The organism is Cellulomonas fulva, assembly GCF_018531375.1.
Taxonomy (GTDB): Bacteria; Actinomycetota; Actinomycetes; order Actinomycetales; family Cellulomonadaceae; genus Cellulomonas; species Cellulomonas fulva.
Genome location: NZ_JAHBOH010000002.1, coordinates 235,434 through 256,143, shown reverse-complemented (window position 1 = coordinate 256,143; position 20,710 = coordinate 235,434). Strand labels below are relative to the sequence as shown.

Genomic DNA, 20,710 nt, shown 5'->3' with positions numbered 1-20,710 from the left:
ACTCGCTGGCCACGCAGGCTCGATGCCGCGAGAGCCGTTGCAGCGACGCCGGCCCGCCGGCCGCCGCGAGGATCACGGCGCTGCGCTGAGCCGGATCAGTCGATCCGCTCGCGCACCAGCGCGTAGACGCGACCGAGGTTCACCGTCCACCCGACACCGAACACGTGCGGGCTGAGCAGGTGGTCGCCGTCGGTGTCCCACAGCCGCTGCTTGATCCGCTCGGCCGTCGGCATCCGGAAGTCGTACGGGACGAAGCCCGCGACCTTGCCGTTCCAGGTCCGCTCGTCCGCCGGGAGCCGCAGCTCCTTGACCACGGCCGCCGCCGCGAGCGCCAGGACCAGGATCCTGAACACGCCCGGGCGGGAGCGCTTGCTGTCCTTCGAGCCCATGATGGTCTCCTCCCCAGGACCCATCATCACGTGCCGAGGTCCGCGACGCGAGGAGGCGACATGACGAACCTGCCGACCGCCGACGAGGTCGACGACGCCGGCCCGTTCTTCCACGGGACCAAGGCCGCGCTGCAGGTCGGCGACGTGCTCGAGCCCGGGCGCAGCTCCAACTACGGGTCGCGCCGCACGGCGCAGTTCGTGTACCTGACGGCGACGATGGACGCGGCCACGTGGGGCGCCGAGCTGGCGCAGGGCGACGCTCCCGGGCGCATCTACGTCGTCGAACCGCTCGGCCGGATCGAGAACGACCCGAACCTGACCGACCAGCGGTTCCCGGGCAACCCCACGCGCTCCTACCGCACGCGTGACCCGCTGCGGGTCGTCGGGGAGGTCGAGCACTGGGAGGGGCACCCGGCCGACGTCCTGCAGGCGATGCTCGACCACCTGCGCGCGCTCGACGAGCAGGGCATCGAGGCGATCGAGGACTGACGCGCTGCGCGTACGCACGTCGTGCGTACGCGCGGATGTGGAGAGCGGCCTGCGCCCACGACACGCCCGGCGGCCGCGGATAGTCTCCCCCTCGTGATCGTGTCCCACGCACTCGCCCCGTACGGTCCCTCGTCGACGATCCGGGGCGAGCGCTAGTGGCGACTCTCGTCCTGGTCCGGCACGGGCGCAGCACCGCGAACGTCGCGGGGATCCTGACGGGGCGCGCCGCTGGGGTCACGCTCGACGCGGTCGGCCGCGACCAAGCCGCGCGCACCGCCCAGCGGCTCGCCGTGGTGCCGCTCGTCGCCGTGGTCTCGAGCCCGCTCGCACGGTGCCGGCAGACGGCTCGCGCCATCGCCGACCAGCAGAGTGGCGACGTGCCCGTGCAGCTCGAGCCCGGCATCGTCGAGTGCGACTACGGCCAGTGGCAGGGGCGGCCGCTGAAGGACCTCGCGCAGGAGCCGTTGTGGTCGGTGGTGCAGACGCAGCCGTCGGCCGCGGTGTTCCCCGGCGGCGAGTCGCTGGTGGGGATGCAGGCCCGCGCGGTCGCGGCGGTACGCCGGCGGGACGCGGCGCTCGAGGCCGAGCACGGCGCGTCGGCGGCGTGGGTCGCGGTGACGCACGGCGACATCATCAAGTCGGTCCTCGCCGACGCGCTCGGCATGGGCCTCGACCTGTTCCAGCGGCTCACCGTCAACCCGGGGTCCGTCTCGATCGTCCGCTACGGCAGCGCGCGTCCCGAGGTGGTCGCGACCAACACCGACTCGGGCGACCTCGGCTGGCTGCGCGCGGCCGGCCCCGTCGCCGACGCCCCGGTCGGCGGCGGCGCCGGACATTCCTAGAGTGGGACCCATGCCGGCACCTGTTCACCAGTTCGACTGGCCCGACCGCGTCGTCGTCGGCACGGTCGGCAGCCCAGGCTCGCGCAGCTTCTACCTCCAGGTCCGCGACGGTGCGCGCAGCACCAGCGTGGGGCTCGAGAAGCAGCAGTCCGCGCTGCTCGCGGACAGGATCGACGAGATCCTGAACGCGCTGATGTCCGACGAGGGGAACCGCTTCAGCGTCCCCGCGGCGGCGCCCGTCGAGCTCGTCGACGACGACCCGCTGGACCAGCCCGTGCTCGAGGAGTTCCGCGCGGGCCTGATGCGGCTGGGCTGGGACCCGTCGACCGCGCAGGTGGTCGTGGAGGCGTTCGCGTACGACGAGGCCGACGACGACAGCGACCCCGACGCGCGCGAGAAGCTGCTGGTGCGGATGCCGGTCGGGACGGCGCGGGCGTTCGTGCAGCGCACGCGCCAGGTGGTCCAGGCGGGCCGGCCCGTGTGCCCGCTGTGCGGGATGCCCATCGACGGCGACGGCCACGTGTGCGACCTGCGCGACGAGCCGTGACCGACGACGAGCCCGACCTCGTCGAGGGCGAGCTCGAGCTCGTCGGACGCATCACGATCGCGTCCAACGCGACGTTCCTCGCGACGGTCGGGGACGTGCAGGTGGTCTACAAGCCCGTCGCCGGGGAGCGCCCGCTGTGGGACTTCCCCGACGAGACGCTGGCGAACCGCGAGGTGGCCGCCTACCTGGTCTCGGAGTCGTTCGGCTGGGACGTGGTGCCGACGACCGTGCTGCGCGACGGCCCGCTGGGACCGGGGATGGTGCAGCGCTGGCGCGAGCCGGACGCTGCGCAGGACCCGGTCGACGTGGTCCCGGCGGGCGCGGTGCCGCCGGACGGCTGGCGCGCGGTGTTCCGAGGCGTGTCCGAGAAGGACCAGCCGCTCGTCCTGGTCCACGAGGACTCGGCCGCGCTGCGCCGGATGGCCGTGTTCGACGTCGTCGTGAACAACGCCGACCGCAAGGGCGGCCACGTCCTGCCGATGGCCGACGGGCACCGCTACGGCGTGGACCACGGCGTGACGTTCCACGTCGAGCACAAGCTGCGCACGGTCCTGTGGGGGTGGCGCGGCGAGGAGCTGCGTCCCGACGAGGTCGCGGGCGTCGCCCGGGTGCGCGCCGAGCTCGACGGCGGCCTCGGCGGGCGGCTGGCCGGGCTGCTGTCCGACGACGAGCTGGCGGCGTTGGCGATGCGCTGCGACCGGCTGCTGCGGGACGGCGTGCTCCCCGGTCCGGGCGGGGACATGCCGGCGTTCCCGTGGCCGTTCTTCTGACCGACCGGGACCGGCGGGTCAGGGCACGTTCGCCCCGCCGTTGACGTTGATGACCTCGCCCACCACGAAGCTCGACTCGGGCGACGCGAGGAACACGTAGGCCGGCGCCTGCTCGACCGGCTGGCTCGTCCGCCCGAGCCAGGACGAGCTGCCGAAGCCCTCGAGCTTCTCCGGCGGCTGCCCGTCCGAGACCTGCAGCGGCGTCCACACCGGACCGGGCGCGACCGCGTTCACCCGGATCCCCCGCGGTGCGAGGTCGGCCGCGAGGGCCTTGGTGAAGCCGATGATCGCGAACTTGGTCGACGCGTAGCTGATGATCATCGGCGAGGGGTTGTACCCCTGCACGGACGTGCTGTTGATGATCGTCGCGCCCGGACCCAGGTGCGGCAGGGCGTCGCGGGTGATCCAGAACATCGCGTAGACGTTGGTCTGGACCGTCCGGTCCAGGTCCGACTCGTCGAGCTCGTCGAAGCTCGGGTGGTACACCTGGTGCGCCGCGTTGTTCACCAGGATGTCCAGCCCGCCCAGGCCGCTGACCGCGTCGGCGACGAGGGAGCGGCAGAACTCCCGGTCGCGGATGTCGCCCGGGAGCAGGACGGCCGTGCGGCCGGCCGCGCGCACGTGCTCCGCGATCGCCTCGGCGTCGACCTGCTCCTCGGGCAGGTAGCTCAGCGCCACGTCGGCGCCCTCCCGCGCGAACGCGATGGCCACGGCGGCGCCGATGCCCGAGTCACCGCCCGTGATCAGTGCCTTGCGTCCGACGAGGCGGCCGGTGCCGCGGTAGGTCGTCTCGCCGTGGTCGGCCTTGGGGTCGAGCTTCGCGTCGAGCCCGGGCACCGGCTGCCACGAGGCGTGCGGGGTGAGGTGGGCGTGCCGCTCGACGGGGTTGTCGAACGTGAGCTGATCGGGCGACATCGTCGTCTCCTTCACGGTGGCGGATGTCGATAACGATATCGGCCCGCGCGTCAGACCACCGTCACCACTCCTCGTCGCGGCCCCAGCCGCCGAACGCGCCGTTGCGCCGCGAGCCCAGGTAGGAGCCGATCACCGCCGCGCCCAGGTCGTCGGCCTCCGGGGTGACCACCGTGCCACCGGCCCGCCGCGCCATGGCGTCGACCAACCGCGCGAGCCCGGGGTCGTCGCCCAGGCGGAAGAACGTCGTGCGGGCCCCCAGGCGCGTCGCGCCGTCGAGCTCGCGGACCGCGAGCGCGATGGTCAGCGGGTGCGGCGGGTAGTCGAAGAAGACCTCGCCGTCGCGCTCCAGGTGCGAGGTGGGCTCCCCGTCGGTGACGACCAGCAGCACCGGCTGCGCCCGCGGGTGCTTGCGGAAGTGCCGGTTGGCCAGCAGCAGGGCGTGGTGCAGGTTGGTGCCCTTCTCCCACTTCTCGTCCAGCCCCACGAGCTGCTCGATCGCCATGACCTCCGCGCTGCGCCCGAACCCGATGAGCTGCAGGTCGTCGCCGCGGAACCTCGTCGTGACCAGCGTGTGGAGCGCGAGGGCGGTCCGCTTCATCGGCACCCAGCGGCCCTCCATGGCCATCGAGAACGAGGTGTCGACGAGCAGGGCGACGCACGCCTGCGTGCGCGCCTCGGTCTCCTGGACCTCGACGTCGTCGACGAGGATCTCGACCCGGCCGTCCGTGCGCGGACCGCCCGACGCCCGTCGCGTGAGGGCGTTGGTGATCGTCCGGGTCACGTCCCACGGCTCGGTGTCGCCGTACGCCCACGCGCGGGTCGCCCCGGAGGGCTCCCCCGCGGCGCCCGAGCGGCGCACCTCGTGGCCGCCCTGCCGGCCGGACATCGTCTCGGCGACGGACCGCAGCACGGCCTTGCCGAGCTGGCGCATGGCCTTGGGCGTCAGCGCGAGCTGACCGTCCGAGCCGCGGCGCAGCGTCCCGGAGTCGCGCAGCGCGCGCTCGAGCCGCTGCAGGGTGCGGGCGTCGACGGCGGCGTCGGCGCCGAGCTGCCGCGCGAGCGCGTCCAGGTCGACGTCGTCCAGCCGGGAGCCCTGGTAGGACTGCGCGAGCTGCTCCGCGAGCGCGTCCAGGTCGGCGAGGTCCTGGAACACGCCGGTCCCGTCGCCCAGCCCCAGCCCGTTCGGCCCGTCCATCCGCTCCGAGCCGCCCCAGTCCTCGCCGGGCCGCAGCGAGCGCAGGCTCTCGTCCAGCCTTCCGAGCGCGTCCATCAGGTCTGACGAGCCGAACGCCTGCTGGGCCAGCGCGTCGAGCTCGTCGCGCTGCTCCTGGGTCATCGAGTTGCGCATCCGCTGCGCGGCAGCCGCGCGTGCCGCGAGCGCGTCCAGCAGCTCGTCGAGCGTTCCCGGCCGCTCGGGGAAGTGCTCGCCGTGCTTCGCCATGAAGTCGTCGAACTGCTCCGGCGTGTCCCGTCCCTCGCGACGAGCATCGAGCAGCGCGTTGAGGTCGGCGAGCATCGCGCGGAGCGCGGCCCGGTCGGCGTCGCTCGCGTTCTCGAGCGCCTGCTTCATGCCGGCGAAGCGCTGGTCCAGCGCCTCCCGGCCCAGGAGGTCCTTGATCTTCTCGAACTCCCGGCGCGCCTCGCCGCTGCGCCAGTCGTACCCACCGAGCTCCTGGACCGCGGCCGCGGGCGAGGCGGGCAGCTGGTCGAGCTGCAGCTGCGCGAGCGCCCGGTCGCCCTCGTCCATGTCCACGTCGCGCGCCAGCTGCTTGCGCTCGGCCAGCACGGCGCGGTCCAGCAGCTCCTTGACCTCCTGGAGGGTGCCGTCGAGGCGGTGCTCGCGCGTCAGCTCCCGACGCCGCTCGGCGACCCGCCGCGCCAGCTCGTCGAGCCCGGTCCGGTCCCGGCCCCCACGCCGCAGGAACTCGCGCATCGCCCGCTCCGGCGAGGCGCCCGCCATGACGTCCGCGCCGATCGCGTCGAGCGCCTCCGCGAGGTCGACCGGCGGCGCGAGGGGGTCCGGCCCGTCGACGTACGGGGCGTAGCGGGCCAGCCGCCGGTTCGGCCTAGCCATAGATCGTCTCGCCGCCTCCGGACTCCTTGCTGATCCGGCGGGCCAGGTACAGGCCTTCGAGCGCGAGCTCGATCGCGGCGGCCCGCTCACCGTCGCTCGTCGCACCGAGCCGTGCGCAGATCTCGTCGTACACCTCGGACTCCCCCAGCGCGGGCAGGCCGGCGAGCACGTCCCGCGCGGTGACCTGCTCGCCGGTGGTGACCATCACGCCGCCCTGGATCGCGTCCGCCAGGAGCGTGAGGTCGACGCCCCGCAGGTGCGCGCGGACGGTCTCGGCGGTGGCCGTCCGCAGCAGGTGGTCGAGGATCTCGTCCTCGCGGCCCTCCTCCCCCGACTCGAACTCGATCTTCCCGGCCAGCACGTCGACGGCCGTCTCCAGGTCGACCGGCCGCGCCACGGCGGCGTCCTCGCCCTGGCGGGCCGCCCGGTGCAGCGCGGACGCCGCCACCGTCTCCGCGCCCGCGATGGCGAACCGTGCGCTCACCCCGCTGCGCTGGTCCACCGCGCTCGACTCCCGCAGCGCGCGCGTGAACCGGGCCAGGATCTCGACGAGGTGGTCGGGCACCTCCGCCTGCAGCACGGCCTCCTGCCGGATGACTGCGACCTCGTCGGCCAGCTCCGTGGGGTAGTGCGTGCGGATCTCGGCACCGAACCGGTCCTTGAGCGGGGTGATGATCCGCCCGCGGTTGGTGTAGTCCTCGGGGTTCGCGGTCGCGACGACGAGCACGTCGAGCGGCAGCCGCAGCACGTAACCGCGGATCTGGATGTCCCGCTCCTCCATCACGTTGAGCATCGCGACCTGGATGCGCTCGGCCAGGTCGGGCAGCTCGTTGACGGCGACGATGCCGCGGTGCCCGCGCGGCACGAGACCGAAGTGGATGGTCTCCGGGTCTCCCAGTGCCCGGCCCTCGGCGACCTTCATGGGGTCGACGTCGCCGATCAGGTCCGCGACGCTCGTGTCCGGCGTCGCGAGCTTCTCGACGTACCGCTCGTCACGGTGCCGCCACGCGATCGGCAGCTCGTCGCCCAGGTCGGCCGCCAGCCGCCTGCTCGCCGCGGTGATCGGCTCGTATGGGTGCTCCCCGATCTCCGACCCCGCGATCACCGGCGACCACTCGTCGAGCAGGCCCGCCAGCGTGCGTAGGATCCGCGTCTTCCCCTGCCCGCGCTCGCCCAGCAGGACGATGTCGTGGCCCGCGATGAGCGCGCGCTCGAGCTGCGGCACCACGGTCTCGTCGAACCCGTGGATGCCGGGCCACGGGTCCCGCCCGTCCCGCAGCGCGGCCAGGAGATTGGTGCGGATCTCCGCCCGCACCGACGTGTGCACGTGGCCCGCTGCGCGGAGCTCGCCGACCGTGGTCTGAGTAGGACGCCTCACCCGGCCGAGCGTAAGCCTGGCGTCTGACAGCCGCTCGCGGCCGCCCGACCGCTCCGCCGCCCCCGAGCGCCGTGTGTCAACCCCCGTCCGGGTGAGGTCTGGGCTCCCCGGGTGCGGGATGCGCGAGGCGGGCTTAGCGTCGGCCGCGTGCTGGGACATCTTGACAGGCCGCTGCCGACGTGCTCGTCGGACGATCCCGAGCGCCCTGTCGTCGATGGTCGCTACCGGCTCGACGGCGTGCTCGGGCACGGCGGCATGGCCACGGTGCACCGCGCGCACGACCTGCTGCTGGGGCGCGACGTGGCCCTCAAGGTCTTCCCCGTCGTCCACGGCGACGACGACGCGTTGCGGCGCACCCGCGCCGAGGTGCTGGTGCTCGCGGCGCTCAGCCACCCCGGGCTGGTCATGCTCTACGACGCCGGCGCTGTGCAGCACCCCGACGGGGGCCAGCAGGACTACCTCGTCATGGAGCTCGTCGACGGACCGACGCTGTCCGAGCGCCTGCGCCCCGCGCGCCTCGACCAGGCGCAGGTCGCCCGGCTGGGCCGCGACCTCGCCGAGGCGCTCGCCGTGGTCCACGCCCAGGGCGTGATCCACCGGGACATCAAGCCCGGCAACATCCTGCTGACCGGCCCGGACGCGCTCGAGGCGGACGAGGCGGGCGGACCGGCGGTCAAGCTCGCCGACTTCGGCATCGCGCGCCTGGTCGACGGCACGCGGCTGACCGTGACCGGGCAGGCGCTCGGCACCGTCGTCTACCTGAGCCCGGAGCAGGCGGGCGGGTCCGCGCTGGCGCCGTCGAGCGACATCTACTCGTTGGGCCTCGTCCTCATCGAGTGCCTGACCGGGCGCCCCGCCTTCTCGGGCACCACCACCGAGACCGCGATCGCCCGGCTGGTCACGCCGCCACAGGTCCCCGAGGACATCGACCCCGCGCTCGGGGCGCTGCTGCAGCGGATGACCCGCATCAGCCCGGAGGACCGCCCGAGCGCCGACGAGGTGGCGGCAGGGTTCGCAGCGCTCGCCCCGTCCGACCGCACGATGCAGGTGCCGACCGCCGACCCCACCGTCGCAGCGCTCCCCCCGAAGACGTCGGTCGACCTCCCCGCGCCCGAGGAGCCGGACGAGCAGCAGCGACGCCCGCGCCGCACGCGTAGCGCCCTGCTCTCGGCGGCCGTCGTCGTGCTGCTGGCCGGTGGCGGGCTCGTCGTCGCCGACCATGCCTCGTCGGACGCGCCGTCCGACCCCCCGACGTACCCGACCGTGGAAGGACGCCTGGGCGAGGCGCTCACCCAGCTGCAGGAGAGCGTGCAGCCATGACCCGCCTGCGCAGCACCGTCATCGCGCTCGGGCTCACGCTTGCGCTCCTCGGCGCGTCCGGCTGCTCGGGCAGCGCCGAGCTCACCACGGAACGGGGACGGACGCTCCAGGCGTCGGTGCTCGAGGTCACGCAGGCCGCGGCTCAGGGCCACTGGCGCGAGGCCGCGACCCTCCTCGCCGCCACGCGGGCGCTGCTCGACGCCGGCGTCGACCGTGGCGAGGTCTCGACCGTCCGGTACCGCGCCATCGACGCCGCCCTCGACGACGTCGCGACCGAGCTCGCCGCTGCGCAGCAGCGCGCCGCCGCGGCCAAGGCGGCAGCAGACAAGGAAGCGGCCGAGGCGGAGCCGGTCGCGACCCAGCAACCGACCGTGAAGAAAGCCGTCGTCGAGGAGACCACGGCGCCGCCGAAGTCCGAGCCGGCCCCGCCGCCTGAGCCCAAGAAGGCCAAGGAGCCGGTTAAGACTGAGCCGGACAAGGTTGGCGGCGAGAAGGGCAAGCACAAGCCCGGCCCCGAGAAGGGCAAGGGCCCGGGCAAGTAGCTGCTCCGCGCGGGGGCGGGCCAAGAGATCTCTGCGATCCAGGCTTCCGACCGAAAAGGCCGCGCTGAGTAAGTGCAGCGACCTCGGCATTCGCTTGCACCGTGAGCGCCCCGGGCTGGCAAGCTGAGCCCGAACAAGGGAGCGCGTGTGGAACCCGGGCTGTACGAAACACTGATCACCGCGACGATGGCCGCTCCCCTTGCAGGCCTCGGCGAGAACGCCCAGCGCCAGGCCGTGCCCGGTGCTGACCAACCGCACCTGCTCGCGCGCCACATCGCAACGGCGGCGGATCGTGCATTGCAGGCGATCCGCACACCCGAAGAGCGAGTCGCGCTCGCGAACGCCGTCATCGCGCTGCTCGCGCAGCCGGATGAGCTCGTGACACCCCCCGAGCAATTGCTCTCCATCCGGGGGGCAGGACCTCGTGGTCACGACCTCCCTCGCCCGGCCACGCCACTCACCGAGGCCGCCCTTCTCACGAACGCACGGAATGAGCCGAGCATCGGCAGCGAACTGCGCTCCGAGATGGAGTCCGCTGACGAGGTGCACCTCCTGTGCGCCTTCGTGAAGTGGCACGGACTGCGCGTGCTCGAGGCAGAGCTCCGCCGGCTGGCGATGCGCGGCTGTGCGCTCAAGGTCATCACGACGACGTATATGGGCGCGACCGAGCGCCAGGCAATCGACCGCCTCGTGCGGGAGTTCGGTGCGGAAGTCAAGATTCACTACGACACTGAGCGCACCCGACTTCATGCGAAGGCGTGGCTGTTCTCACGGCGCACCGGCTTTGACACGGCGTACATCGGATCGTCGAACCTCTCGAGGGCCGCACTCCTCGACGGGGTCGAGTGGAACGTTCGCCTCTCTCCGTCGAGCACTCCCACGCTGCTTCGGAAGTTCCGGGCCACGTTCGACAGCTACTGGAACGACCCCACCTTCGAACCGTACGACCCCGATCTCGACCGCGACCGACTCGATGACGCGTTGGGCCGTGCGGGAGGTCCCGCGAGAACGCCGAGCCTCGACTTGTCCGGCCTCGAGGTCCGGCCGTACGCGTTCCAGCAGTCGATGCTCGATGCTCTAGCAGCCGAACGTGCACTCCACGATCGTCACCGGAATCTCGTAGTTGCCGCCACGGGAACGGGGAAAACCGTCGTTGCCGCCCTCGACTACCAACGACTCATTACCGACGGACGCCGTCCGTCGCTCCTGTTCGTGGCGCACCGACGGGAAATCCTCCAGCAGTCCTTGCGGACTTATCGAGAAGTGCTGCGAGATGGAAGCTTTGGGGAGCTGTGGGAGGGTGGCCAGCGGCCGGAGCGCTGGGAGCACGTCTTCGCCACCGTGCAGAGCATGTCGCGGTACGGCGCTGACGCGATCCCGCCGAACGCATTCGAAGTGGTCGTCATCGACGAGTTTCACCATGCGGAAGCCGCGACCTATCGCCGGATCCTCGATCACCTTTCCCCGCGCGAGCTGCTGGGTTTGACGGCGACACCCGAGAGGACGGACGGCGGCGACGTTCGCACCTACTTCGGCAATCGAACTGCCTACGAGCTCAGGCTCTGGGACGCCCTCGAGCAGGACCTCCTGTCGCCGTTCCACTACTTCGGGATCGCCGACAACACGGATCTGTCCCGTCTCGCCTGGACGCGCGGCCGGTACGACGAGGCAGCGCTAGCGAACCTCTACACGGGCAACGACGCGCGGGCGGCGCTCATTCTCGAGCAGGTACGTCTGAAGATCTCGGATCCCCTGAGGATGCGCGCACTGGGCTTCTGCGTGGGCGTCGGGCACGCGCGGTACATGGCAGATCGCTTTTCGCGATCGGGGATACCCTCGCTCGCAGTCACCGGTGAGTCCAGTCCGGACGACCGACGTCATGCGCTCGACGCACTGCGCGCTGGCGAGCTCAACGCGTTGTTCACCGCCGACCTCTTCAACGAGGGCCTCGACATCCCGGACGTCGACACCGTGCTCTTCCTGCGACCTACGGAGAGCAGCACGATCTTCCTCCAGCAGCTCGGTCGCGGGCTGCGCCGGTCGTCCACCAAGGCGGTTCTCACGGCGCTCGACTTCGTCGGCCACCACCGCTCCGAGTTCCGATTCGACCAACGCTTTCGAGCGCTCACCGGCTTCTCTCGCACGCGGCTCGAGCACGAGGTCGAGCACGGCTTCCCGTTCCTGCCCTCGGGGACGCAGATCGTCCTCGACGTGCAGACTCAGCGAGCCGTGCTGGGCAATCTCCGTTCGCGACTCCCCACGAAGACGCCGCAGCTCACCGCCGAGGTACGGACGCACCCGAACGCGGGTCTGCCGGGCTTCCTGCAGGCGACGGGACTGAGCCTCGCCGACATCCTCCGGCCGAACCGAAGCTGGACCAGCCTGCGCCGCAAAGCCGGTGTCGAACAACGCCCGGCGGGTCCGGCAGAAGCTGCCCTCGTGAAGCGCGGGCGCAAGCTCGCCCACGTCGACGATCCACTGCGGGCCGACGTCTACCAACGACTGCTCGGACCGGGCGCGCCCGCATACGGCGACCTGAGCGCCGTCGAGCAGTCCGTAGCACGGATGCTCTACTTCGGCCTCTTTCCCCGAGGCGGTCCCGCCAAGGACTACACGGTCGACCTTCAGGCCGTCGCTCACGAGATCGTCGCTGCGGAGGAGCTTGCCGACATCGTCGCGATCGCATTCGACGAGACTCGTCGAGCTCCCACACCGCTGTCGGGAGTTGGGCCTTCCGTGCCGCTCGTGCCCCACGGCCGGTACCAGCGCGAAGAGGCGCTCGCCGCCCTCTCCTGGGCGACCCTCGAGCGCACGCCGGCAAGTTTCATGGAGGGTGTGCTCTACCAACGCGACCTCAATGTGGACGCGCTCTTCGTGACCGTCCGCAAGTCTGAAGCCGACTTCTCACCAACCACCATGTACCGCGACTTCCCGATCAGTCGCGAACTGTTCCATTGGGAGTCACAGTCCGTGACGTCTCTGGCCTCGCCCACGGGCCAGCGATACGTGAACGGGACAAGTACGGTGCTGCTGTTTGTCCGTGAATCGAGTCAAGGCGCGTTCGGCACGGCGCCGTACACCTACCTCGGTCCGGCAACGCATGTCGCTCACGAGGGCGAACGGCCGATCGCGATCACGTGGCGGCTGCACACGCCGATGCCCTCCGACCTGTACGTCGCGACAAGCGCGGCCGTCGCATAGACCACCTCGGCATTGATGATGCTGCGGCCTGAGAGGGCGCGGCCCTAGTCGGATGACGAGGGCCACGCTTGTGTGGTGCAGATGGCAGAAATCGGCGGCGTTGACAGTCGCTTGGATCCGACGGTCCAGGCTCGACCGCAATTGCACACAATCCCAAACGGCGATCAGGCGCCACTGGCCCCGCGTCATTGCTGCCTCGGACGGGCGCCGATGTCGTCCACAGAGTGACCGTCCACCCGCCATCCCGCGACGCCTGAGCATTGCGACCGCTTGCCGCGCGCTTCGGTCACCCCGCGGCCGTTGACCGAGGCAGGTGAGCTACTCGCGGCGGTCCGGCCCGCGGTCAGAGGCGCGAAAGGAGCTCCGCCTTTTTACTTGTGAACTCTTCGTCCGTCAGGATGCCTGCCTGATGAAGTTCGGCCAGCTTGCGAATTTGCCGCATTACGTCGTCATGGATATTTGTACTGGTGATGTCCAGAGTGGCTGAACCTCCGTGGATTTTGTCCCGCACCAGGTCTGAGAATACCTGCAACGCCGCCTGGTCAGAGATCCATTTCATCGCCACTTTGTTGCCGGAGGCGAAGAAAGTGACCGAATGCCCCATCATGCTTTTTGACTGCTCGTACGAGCTGACCTTGTCGTAGGGGAAAGACTCAAGATCATACCCGCCCATCTTCTTTGCGTAGAACACGATGCGCTTCTGGGTCGCGATCAAGATGCCAGCGCGGGTCCAGTCGTTCCCCATCTTCTTGGTCTCGTAGGTGCCCTGGACGGCGGCGATCACCTCTTCCCCAGCCTCCAGGTGGTCCGTCGCCTGTTCCAGCAACTTCTCGATCTTGGCCATGGCGCCTCCCCCCGAGCGAGTTTCCTTCCACGCCATACTTCTCGCCGCAGAGCGCGTTGTCTAGGATGCGGGCACGCCGCGATGAGGCGTGCGCGGGCCCTTGAACGCGGAGTTTCAGTTCGCCACACCGGTGTGAAGTCGGGTCCGCTGCAGCCAGTACGCCGCGCTGTCGCCTGCCGTCAGTCGTCCTCGCCTCCGGTGGTGATCTCGGGCCGCTTGCGCGTGGCGCGTGCCGTGACAGCGCCTGTGAGTCTCGTCGTCGCCGACTTCGCGCGGCCCAGAGTCTGCTCGCCGATGCCCTTGGCGCTCTCGATTCCGGTCGCACCCGACTCCAACGCCCGGTCCCGTGCGTCCGTCGCGGCGTCCAGCCACCGCCGGACGGCGACGGACTCGCGCTCTGCCTCGACGCCGAGGGTGTCGTTGAACGCCACGACGCTGGACTCGACAATGCCGCTCGACACCTTGATCGTCTGGGCGGCACGCGGATGCAGCAGCACCTTCGCGTTCGCGGTCGCGGCCGCTGCGTCCATCCGCATCATCAGTCGCTCGGTGCTGCGCGCGATCGTGTCGAGCCGCTTCTGCCGGGCGATCAGGATCCCGGCCCGGTGCTGCTCGATCTCCTCAGGCGCGGCGCCGAGCACCCGGTCCAGCTCGAGAACGGCGACCGCGTCCTGGAGCTGGAAGCAACGAGCCAGTACCGCCAGCCACTCGTCGACGACCGACTGCGCGTCCTGCGCTGCCTTCGCGACGTCTCCCACTGCTGACGCTCGTTCCAGCTTCTGCGCGACGGAGTCGAGCTGTCGCAGGGCATAGGCCTGGGTCTGGGCGATCGTCGCGGGCGTGGCCTGGACCTTCGACCAGGTGACGTCGGAGACCGAGCCGACCTGCTCGCGGATCGTGAGCGCGTCCTCGATCACCAGCTGAGCGCCCACCATCGCCGACAGAGCTGCGTCCTTCTGCGCGCGCAGCACGTCGTCGACCTTCGCGTCGATCCGGGCGAGGTAGTCGGTGATCTCCTGCATGGCCTGCTGCATCGCGACCTGGGCCATCAGTCCGGCGACGCCAGTCAGCATCGCGGGGTTCGTCAGCATCGCGCCCGGCGTACGGACGATCTCGAGGATGTGACCGGTCTTTCCGCCGTCCATGGCGACCGCTCGGCTGCTCCCTGCGGCCGAGCCCTTCATCAACGGCATGGTCTTCATCGCTCGGGCTGACTTCTCTGTCAGTTGCACCCAGCGGCCCGAGTTGCCGGCGATCTGGGAGCCCGCTTCAAGAGCGCTCGCACCCGCGGAGGTCGCAGCGCGGAGCCGGTGCAGGCCGAGGTCCGTCGACGGCAGCCCCTCCGACGCCAGGAACCGGCCGATCGCCCCGGCGTCCCCGAGCAGGGCGATTCCGTTGCCGTCGCTGACTATCTCGATCTCGTCGTGCACCACACGCTCCTGACAGACCCTGCCCGACTGCTCGAGCGACCATCCTCCAGCCACGACAGCCGAGGCGTTCGCGTCCGATTCCGTCACACAGCGGAGCACCGGCGCTCGCTCACCGTACCGATCTCGCGGTGACAACAGTTCAAGACAATGCCGTCGCCCCGTAGCGCACACCCGAACGGCGCACGAGCGCGCCCCCGCGGCGCTCACGCACCTGCGTGCCACGGGGACGCGCGGCGAAGCTGCGCGCGTGCGGCCGCAACTGCATTACGACACAGAGCGAGGCCCGCCCCTGATGGGACGGGCCTCGCAGTACTTCTAGGAGGATCCTCGCGTCGAGGACATCCAGGTGGGGTGGTTGCTGATTGCATCGCCGCAGGCCACCGGCCCCATTCAGCAAACAGCCGTCGTTGCCCGCACCCTTCGAGTCCAGATTGAGCACCCGTACATTTCGGGCACGGCTATGCGGTGGTGGATCCCGCGGCCTTCAGGTTGTACTTCATTGCTCGCGTAGCGCCGCGGGTCGACAGCTCCGCGGCGCTACGCCGCAGTAGGAGCTGGACGTAGTCGATCTTGAACCCAGACACGTCCGCCAACTGCCGTGCCGTCCTCCAGGGGTTGTCACGAACGACACCAAGGAGGTGCAGCCGATCGTCCTCGAGCGGATCCGTCGGGCGAGCATCCGCCGTGCCGAGTTCCTGAACTACAAGCGACTCGACGGCGGCGGAGAGTTCGTCAAAGTCTCCGTACTGCAGCCTGTCATAGCCGCGGACGTCGCTTGGCACATCCGCAAGATCCGTCTGGGCAGGGTTGAACGCGATGAACGCGGGCGCACCCAACCCACGCGCTACCCCGTACTCAAGCGTCACATTCGCGTTCCAGCTGGAAACGTCGTAGATCCCGAAGGCGGCAGACTCGATCATCCCAATGATCTTCTCGAGCACCGTGCCGGTAGTCACACGTTGTTCCGCGAAGATGAACTTCACATTGAGCGCGCGCTCCATGGTCGTATAGGCGCGCTTGTAGGCGACTCGATCTGGGTAGAGCGACCACGGGTACGCCACGAAGATGTTGCGGTCGGCCGGTACCGGCACGGCACTTCCCTCTCGTCGGGCCGCCAGGGTCATCGATCACCAACTGCTCGGCATGTTCCCACAGTCGGCGGACGTCAGTAGCTGGTTCGAGATCACCGAGTTCGCGTGCATGACGGTGGCTCGGCGAAGAGGGCCGATCAAGGCCCCCGGGGACTCCGACATCGCCCACTCGGACGGCATCGAACGACTGCGCCGTCGGTCGGCGTCCAGATGGGGGTGCATGAGGGTCCGCCCGTGACACGTTCACGACGCTTCGGCCGCGACAGTGCCACGCGACGCCTCGACAGCCGATGCACTTGATGCACCGGCCGGAAGCGCCCCAATCGTTGGACCACTCGACGCCACGACGACTACGCGGTGCCGACGAGGTCCTCGAGGGTCGAGTCATCGCTGAGGAACAAAGTCTCAAACAGCGACTCGATGGTGGAAGTCAGGATGTCGGTCTCGTCGTACACGGCTGGGACTCCTTCTCGAACGGTCACGCTGACCTCGAGGACTGTCGCCACGGTGGCGAGGACCGCAATCGCCGCAGCGGGCGAAAGCGCGTCACCCCGGTGGCAGGGTGTGGGCATGGCGAAGTACGACCCGCTTCGGGTGGAGCTGGAAGGCGCCGCTGCGCGTGGGCAGACGTCGTTGGAGATGACGTTCGAACAGGTCGGGCAGCTCGTAGGAGGACTTCCTGAGTCCGCCTCGCAGTTCCGCCAGTGGTGGGCGAACGACTCGAAGGTCGAGGCCAGAGCTTGGCGGGCGGCGGGTTGGCACGTCGCTTGGGTGTCGCTCGACCATCGACGGGTCCGGTTCGAGACCGGTGTCGTCGGTGGGGCGTACGCAACTCGACGAGGGTGGGCATAGTTCCCTCTACCCCATCGCCACGCTGAGCGCGGTGGGTCCGTCGTGTCACGCCCTACGCCGCCGTTTGCCCAGGTAGCGTCGGTGTAACGGAGGGAGGCGACCGTGCCATACGAACTCGAAGACCGGCTCGTGATCGGGATCGCGTCGAGCGCTCTTTTCGATCTCGCCGAGTCTGACGAGGTCTTCCGCAGCGAGGGCGAGGACGCCTACCGGAAGTACCAGGAAGCGCACCTGGACGACCCGCTCAAGCCGGGAGTGGCGTTCCCCTTCATCCAGCGCCTTCTCTCGCTCAACGACTTGAGCACGCCCAGCGATCCGCTGGTGGAGGTCATCATCCTGTCGCGGAACGATCCCGACACCGGACTGCGAGTGATGGAGTCGGTCAAGCACCACGGCCTCTCGATCACCAGGGCCGTCTTCATGCAAGGCCGATCTCCCTACAAGTTCATGCCAGCGTTCAGCATGTCCTTGTTTCTGTCGGCGAACGACGCTGACGTCAGGCAGGCAGTCGAGGCCGGCCTTCCGGCCGGACGCGTCATGGACTCCCCCGCCGTCGACGACGACTCGCACGATCTGCGCATCGCGTTCGACTTCGATGGCGTGCTCGCGGATGACGAGTCCGAGCGCGTCATGAAGGATGCCGCCGACGACCTACAGGCGTTCCACGACCACGAGGTTGCGAACATCGCGACGGCACATGGCGGCGGGCCCCTGCGGGACTTCCTCGCGAAGGTCAATGCGATCCAGCGCCGGGAGGAGGAACGACACTCGTTGGATCCCAACTACCAACTTCGCGTGCATGTCGCGATCGTCACTGCGCGGAACGCGCCCTCCCATCGACGCGCCGTCGAAACCCTGAAGCAGTGGGGCCTGCGCGTGAACGATGCCTTCTTCCTCGGTGGGGTCGAGAAGCGGCGAGTGCTTGAGGTGCTGAAGCCGCACATCTTCTTCGAGGACCAGCTCGGCAACTTGGTCGGGGCGGCGAGAGTAGTACCGAGCGTTCACGTTCCTTTCGGCGTCAGGAACACCGACCGGAACGGTTGACGCCACGCGAGGCGCCGACCGCCCGCCGGAACAGCGAAGGGCGCGACCCACCCGCGTCGTCCCTCACTGGATGTCACCGATCGCGACTCGGACGATGGAGGTGCACGTTCGCGGTACCCACCATCGGTAGTCGAACGACCCGCCGAGCGGGTCGGTGAGGAAGTGGTGACGTGCACCGACGCGGAGCATCTCGCTCTCTCCCCCGAGGACGCTGAACGAGACCAGCGTCACCCAGATGTCGTCGAAGTCACCGCGGGGGCTGCCTGGGCCGCACTGTCGCAGTAGCCGGCGACGGTCCAGGTCGACGAAGTAGACCGTCGAGCTCGAACTGTTGAGCTTCCAGAGTCCGCCGTCACTGAATGCGACCTCAAGGACCAGGGACTCCCGGCAAGGCGTAGTGAACCGCCCCGGGTTCCATGGAGGCTCTCCATCCCCGGATGGATGAGAGTCATGGCTGCACCGAGGAAGTATCCGGATGAGTTGCGTGAGCGCGCGATCAGGCTCGTGCTGGAGGCGAAGCGGGACCCGGTGACTCGTCCGGCGGCGTGCCGGCGGATCGGGGACCAGCTCGGGATCAATCCTGAGACGTTGCGGGGCTGGGTCCAGCAGGCCGAGGTCGACGCGGGCGAGCGGCCCGGGATGACGAGTAGCGACGCGCAGCGGCTGATCGAGCTGGAGAGGGAGAATCGTGAGCTGCGGCGGGCGAACGCGATCTTGAAGGCGGCATCGGCTTTCTTCGCGGCGGAGCTCGACCGCCCGTCGGCCAGGTAGTGGCGTTCATCGACGCCCACCGTGAACAGGTCGGGGTCGAGCCGATCTGCCGGCTGTTGCAGGTCGCCCCGAGCACGTACTACGCAGCCAAGACCCGACCGCCCTCGGCGCGCGCGGCCGCCGACGCGGCGCTAGGCGAGGTGATCACGGTCGAGCACGCGGCGAACTACGGCGTCTACGGGGCCAGGAAGATGTGGAAGCACCTGCACCGGGTCGGGCACCCGGTCGCGCGCTGCACGGTCGAGCGGCTGATGCGTGAACGTGGCCTGCACGGGGTGGTCCGCGGCCGGGCGAAGCGCACCACGATCCCGGCCAAGGACGGGGTGCGCGCCAGTGACCTCGTCAATCGTGCGTTCAGCGCGAGCGCGCCGAACCAGCTGTGGGTCGCCGACTTCACCTACGTCCGGACCTGGGCCGGCTTCACCTACGTCGCGTTCGTCATCGACGTCTACTCCCGGATGATCGTCGGCTGGAAGGCCGACACCCGCATGCGCGCCGACCTGGTCACCGACACCCTCGAGATGGCCGTCTGGGCGCGCGGCCGCGCCGGGGTCAGCGACCTGGCCGGGTTGATCCACCACAACGACGCGGGAGCTCAATATGTCAGTCTGGCGCTGACCGAGCGGCTCGCCGCGCTCGGGATGCGCGCCTCGATCGGGTCCGTGGCCGACGCCTACGACAACTCCATGGCCGAGTCCACGATCGGCTTGTTCAAGAACGAGCTGATCCGCCGCAAGGGCCCATGGCGCACGCTCGACGACGTCGAGATCGCCACGCTCGAGTACGTCGACTGGTTCAACAACCGGCGCCTGCACACCGAGCTCGGCGACGTCCCACCCTCCGAGCACGAGGCCAACCACTACCGTCAGAACCCGGCGTCGACGACGCTGGAGACCAGAGAACCGAGCCTCCACTGAACCCGGGGCGGTTCAGTGCTGCTTGCCGGTGTTCTTTCCGGCGCCGTCGTGCGAATCGGTTGTGGACATCAGCCCTCCAGGGGCTTGGCACTCCTTGGACGGGTTGCCCTCGGTAGTGCGAAGCGCTCGCGCGCTCACCGGTGGACAGTGAGCGCGCGAGCGCTGATGACAATGGGTTCGATTCAGCGCTGGTTGAGGTAGCGGCAGCAGTCTTGCACCGCGTACTTCTCGATCCAGTCCGCCGCCTGCCCGCAGGTCGGGTCCCACGTGAACCGGATCGCGAACTCGTTCCTGGGGTTCGCCTTCCGCGTCGCCTCGGTGCCGTGGGCCAACGCTGGCGAAGGACCGAGCTCGCGCTCCATCTCCTCAGCGGTGAGCTGGAAGTGCCAGACCCGGTAGTCCTGATCGATGACGAACAGGTCGTACCGGCCAGGTCCTGGTACGGCCGGATCTGCACGAAGTTGGCGACCGAGTTGGTCGAGGTCAGGACCGTCACCTTCATCGCCCGGTGCTCGCCCGCTGCGTTGCGGACGTTGCCGCGATCCTCCCCACGGGGAACGGCGTCCATAGCGTGCTCACCCGCCAGGAAGGTCAGGACGCGCGGGCTGGCGGACTGGGGCGTGAGCAGCCGCATGTGCCGCATGAACTCAGGGAGCTCGTAGTCCATCCCGAAGTAGTCGTCGGCAGCGGCCTCGTCGCGAGTGGCCTCCAGGCGGGCGATGACAGCGTCCAGCTCCTCGATGGTGGCCTGCGACATGGTGTTCGTGGTGTGCGTCATGCGTTGGTCAGTCCGGCCGGACCGAACGACGGCAATCGCCCACGACCTGAACCTGATGTGACGTGCGCCACGGTCGACGGCGTCGGGTCAGCGAGCCGGACTTCAACCACGCGGGGCTCGAACACGGAATCCGATGAGACCGGCGCATCGCCGCGCCCCGCGATTGCCGTGACCCTCCGATGACGTCGCGGGCAACTCACATGCTCGCGCTCGCGCGGTCGCTCCGTCGGTCTCGTGTACCGACTTGTCGCGCGTGCGAAAGCACGTGGCGGGCCGGTTCTATGGGGACGCCTACCGAGAGATCCAGGAGACCCGACCGCCTGGTGGCAGGACACTGCGCCTCGCCAAGCGCCCTCCCACCGTCTTCTCGAGGATGGGCGCGCATGTTCCGCGGACTCCCGGCTTTCCGGGACCGCCCGCACCGCGCGGTCGAATCTCGACCAGCCGTGCGCGTCCCGCAACCGTGCGACGGTCCGGCCGGAGCTGTCGCCCGGGTAGCTGTCGAGCTCCATCACT

General features: G+C 69.7%; 18 protein-coding genes and 1 other annotated feature. Of the genes, 10 read left to right on the top strand and 8 right to left on the bottom strand.

What is annotated here, in order from left to right; genetic code table 11:
- Window positions 1-95 precede the first annotated feature (95 nt).
- On the bottom strand, window positions 96-389 hold the full coding sequence (locus KIN34_RS14780; protein ID WP_214352583.1) for a DUF5808 domain-containing protein: 294 nt from the start codon (window positions 387-389) through the stop codon (window positions 96-98).
- Between the two features lie 60 nt (window positions 390-449).
- Between KIN34_RS14780 and arr the strand changes: the two genes are divergently transcribed.
- The 4 genes from arr (at window position 450) to KIN34_RS14760 (ending at window position 3,037) form a co-directional block, all read left to right on the top strand.
- Entirely contained in the window at window positions 450-878 is a 429-nt protein-coding gene (gene arr / locus KIN34_RS14775; RefSeq protein WP_214352581.1) for an NAD(+)--rifampin ADP-ribosyltransferase, read from the top strand.
- A gap of 155 nt (window positions 879-1,033) precedes the next feature.
- Window positions 1,034-1,720: an MSMEG_4193 family putative phosphomutase gene (locus KIN34_RS14770; RefSeq protein WP_214352579.1), complete on the top strand. Its 687-nt coding sequence runs from the start codon at window positions 1,034-1,036 to the stop codon at window positions 1,718-1,720.
- A gap of 10 nt (window positions 1,721-1,730) precedes the next feature.
- Window positions 1,731-2,267 carry a DUF3090 domain-containing protein gene (locus tag KIN34_RS14765; protein ID WP_214352577.1) on the top strand — a complete coding sequence of 179 codons (537 nt, stop codon included), beginning with the start codon at window positions 1,731-1,733 and terminating at the stop codon, window positions 2,265-2,267.
- Entirely contained in the window at window positions 2,264-3,037 is a 774-nt protein-coding gene (locus tag KIN34_RS14760) for an SCO1664 family protein (RefSeq protein ID WP_214352575.1), read from the top strand. The genes KIN34_RS14765 and KIN34_RS14760 overlap by 4 nt, the downstream gene beginning before the upstream one ends.
- Before the next feature lie 18 nt (window positions 3,038-3,055).
- On the opposite strand, the gene KIN34_RS14755 is transcribed toward KIN34_RS14760, so the two are convergent.
- The 3 genes from KIN34_RS14755 to KIN34_RS14745 form a co-directional block, all read right to left on the bottom strand.
- Window positions 3,056-3,952 carry an SDR family oxidoreductase gene (locus tag KIN34_RS14755; RefSeq protein ID WP_214352573.1) on the bottom strand — a complete coding sequence of 299 codons (897 nt, stop codon included), beginning with the start codon at window positions 3,950-3,952 and terminating at the stop codon, window positions 3,056-3,058.
- A gap of 61 nt (window positions 3,953-4,013) precedes the next feature.
- Window positions 4,014-6,026, bottom strand: a complete 2,013-nt coding sequence (locus KIN34_RS14750; protein WP_214352571.1) for a vWA domain-containing protein — start codon at window positions 6,024-6,026, stop codon at window positions 4,014-4,016.
- The gene (locus KIN34_RS14745; protein ID WP_307858272.1) at window positions 6,019-7,404 is read right to left on the bottom strand and encodes a MoxR family ATPase; all 1,386 of its coding nucleotides are present in this window, start codon (window positions 7,402-7,404) and stop codon (window positions 6,019-6,021) included. The genes KIN34_RS14750 and KIN34_RS14745 overlap by 8 nt, the downstream gene beginning before the upstream one ends.
- A 147-nt stretch (window positions 7,405-7,551) precedes the next feature.
- Between KIN34_RS14745 and KIN34_RS14740 the strand changes: the two genes are divergently transcribed.
- From KIN34_RS14740 to KIN34_RS14730, 3 genes are all read left to right on the top strand, one after another.
- Complete coding sequence (locus KIN34_RS14740; RefSeq protein WP_214352567.1) at window positions 7,552-8,724, top strand: serine/threonine-protein kinase; 1,173 nt, start codon at window positions 7,552-7,554, stop codon at window positions 8,722-8,724.
- Window positions 8,721-9,266, top strand: a complete 546-nt coding sequence (locus tag KIN34_RS14735) for a hypothetical protein (protein WP_214352565.1) — start codon at window positions 8,721-8,723, stop codon at window positions 9,264-9,266. The genes KIN34_RS14740 and KIN34_RS14735 overlap by 4 nt, the downstream gene beginning before the upstream one ends.
- Window positions 9,267-9,413: 147 nt before the next feature.
- Window positions 9,414-12,467, top strand: a complete 3,054-nt coding sequence (locus KIN34_RS14730; RefSeq protein WP_307858271.1) for a DEAD/DEAH box helicase — start codon at window positions 9,414-9,416, stop codon at window positions 12,465-12,467.
- Window positions 12,468-12,810: 343 nt separating this feature from the next.
- Here KIN34_RS14730 and KIN34_RS14725 read toward each other — a convergent pair whose 3' ends face one another.
- From KIN34_RS14725 to KIN34_RS14715, 3 genes are all read right to left on the bottom strand, one after another.
- The gene (locus KIN34_RS14725; RefSeq protein WP_214352563.1) at window positions 12,811-13,311 is read right to left on the bottom strand and encodes a PH domain-containing protein; all 501 of its coding nucleotides are present in this window, start codon (window positions 13,309-13,311) and stop codon (window positions 12,811-12,813) included.
- 179 nt (window positions 13,312-13,490) lie between these two features.
- The gene (locus KIN34_RS14720; protein ID WP_307858270.1) at window positions 13,491-14,741 is read right to left on the bottom strand and encodes a hypothetical protein; all 1,251 of its coding nucleotides are present in this window, start codon (window positions 14,739-14,741) and stop codon (window positions 13,491-13,493) included.
- Between the two features lie 458 nt (window positions 14,742-15,199).
- Window positions 15,200-15,865 (bottom strand): hypothetical protein, encoded by a 666-nt coding sequence (locus KIN34_RS14715; protein WP_214352559.1) that lies wholly within the window; start codon window positions 15,863-15,865, stop codon window positions 15,200-15,202.
- 387 nt (window positions 15,866-16,252) lie between these two features.
- Between KIN34_RS14715 and KIN34_RS17530 the strand changes: the two genes are divergently transcribed.
- The 3 genes from KIN34_RS17530 (at window position 16,253) to KIN34_RS14705 (ending at window position 19,416) form a co-directional block, all read left to right on the top strand.
- Complete coding sequence (locus tag KIN34_RS17530) at window positions 16,253-16,684, top strand: DUF7662 domain-containing protein (RefSeq protein WP_443623140.1); 432 nt, start codon at window positions 16,253-16,255, stop codon at window positions 16,682-16,684.
- 102 nt (window positions 16,685-16,786) lie between these two features.
- Entirely contained in the window at window positions 16,787-17,728 is a 942-nt protein-coding gene (locus tag KIN34_RS14710) for a 5'-nucleotidase (RefSeq protein ID WP_214352557.1), read from the top strand.
- A gap of 450 nt (window positions 17,729-18,178) precedes the next feature.
- A protein-coding gene (locus KIN34_RS14705) for an IS3 family transposase (protein WP_237689895.1) occupies window positions 18,179-19,416 on the top strand; the annotation gives its coding sequence in 2 pieces (ribosomal slippage) (window positions 18,179-18,458 and window positions 18,458-19,416; 1,239 coding nt in all).
- Window positions 18,457-18,570: a sequence feature (AL1L pseudoknot), on the top strand. Its footprint overlaps the gene before it by 114 nt.
- A 182-nt stretch (window positions 19,417-19,598) precedes the next feature.
- Here KIN34_RS14705 and KIN34_RS14700 read toward each other — a convergent pair.
- On the bottom strand, window positions 19,599-19,778 hold the full coding sequence (locus KIN34_RS14700; RefSeq protein ID WP_214352555.1) for a hypothetical protein: 180 nt from the start codon (window positions 19,776-19,778) through the stop codon (window positions 19,599-19,601).
- Window positions 19,779-20,710: the final 932 nt, after the last annotated feature.

Excerpts from the sequence above, each read along its gene's own strand:
- KIN34_RS14780 (WP_214352583.1), bottom strand. The coding sequence starts at position 389 with ATGGGCTCGAAGGACAGCAAGCGCTCCCGCCCGGGCGTGTTCAGGATC.
- arr (WP_214352581.1), top strand. The coding sequence starts at position 450 with ATGACGAACCTGCCGACCGCCGACGAGGTCGACGACGCCGGCCCGTTC.
- KIN34_RS14765 (WP_214352577.1), top strand. The coding sequence starts at position 1,731 with ATGCCGGCACCTGTTCACCAGTTCGACTGGCCCGACCGCGTCGTCGTC.
- KIN34_RS14755 (WP_214352573.1), bottom strand. The coding sequence starts at position 3,952 with ATGTCGCCCGATCAGCTCACGTTCGACAACCCCGTCGAGCGGCACGCC.
- KIN34_RS14750 (WP_214352571.1), bottom strand. The coding sequence starts at position 6,026 with ATGGCTAGGCCGAACCGGCGGCTGGCCCGCTACGCCCCGTACGTCGAC.
- KIN34_RS14735 (WP_214352565.1), top strand. The coding sequence starts at position 8,721 with ATGACCCGCCTGCGCAGCACCGTCATCGCGCTCGGGCTCACGCTTGCG.
- KIN34_RS14725 (WP_214352563.1), bottom strand. The coding sequence starts at position 13,311 with ATGGCCAAGATCGAGAAGTTGCTGGAACAGGCGACGGACCACCTGGAG.
- KIN34_RS14715 (WP_214352559.1), bottom strand. The coding sequence starts at position 15,865 with ATGACCCTGGCGGCCCGACGAGAGGGAAGTGCCGTGCCGGTACCGGCC.
- KIN34_RS17530 (WP_443623140.1), top strand. The coding sequence starts at position 16,253 with ATGGTGGAAGTCAGGATGTCGGTCTCGTCGTACACGGCTGGGACTCCT.
- KIN34_RS14700 (WP_214352555.1), bottom strand. The coding sequence starts at position 19,778 with ATGGAGCGCGAGCTCGGTCCTTCGCCAGCGTTGGCCCACGGCACCGAG.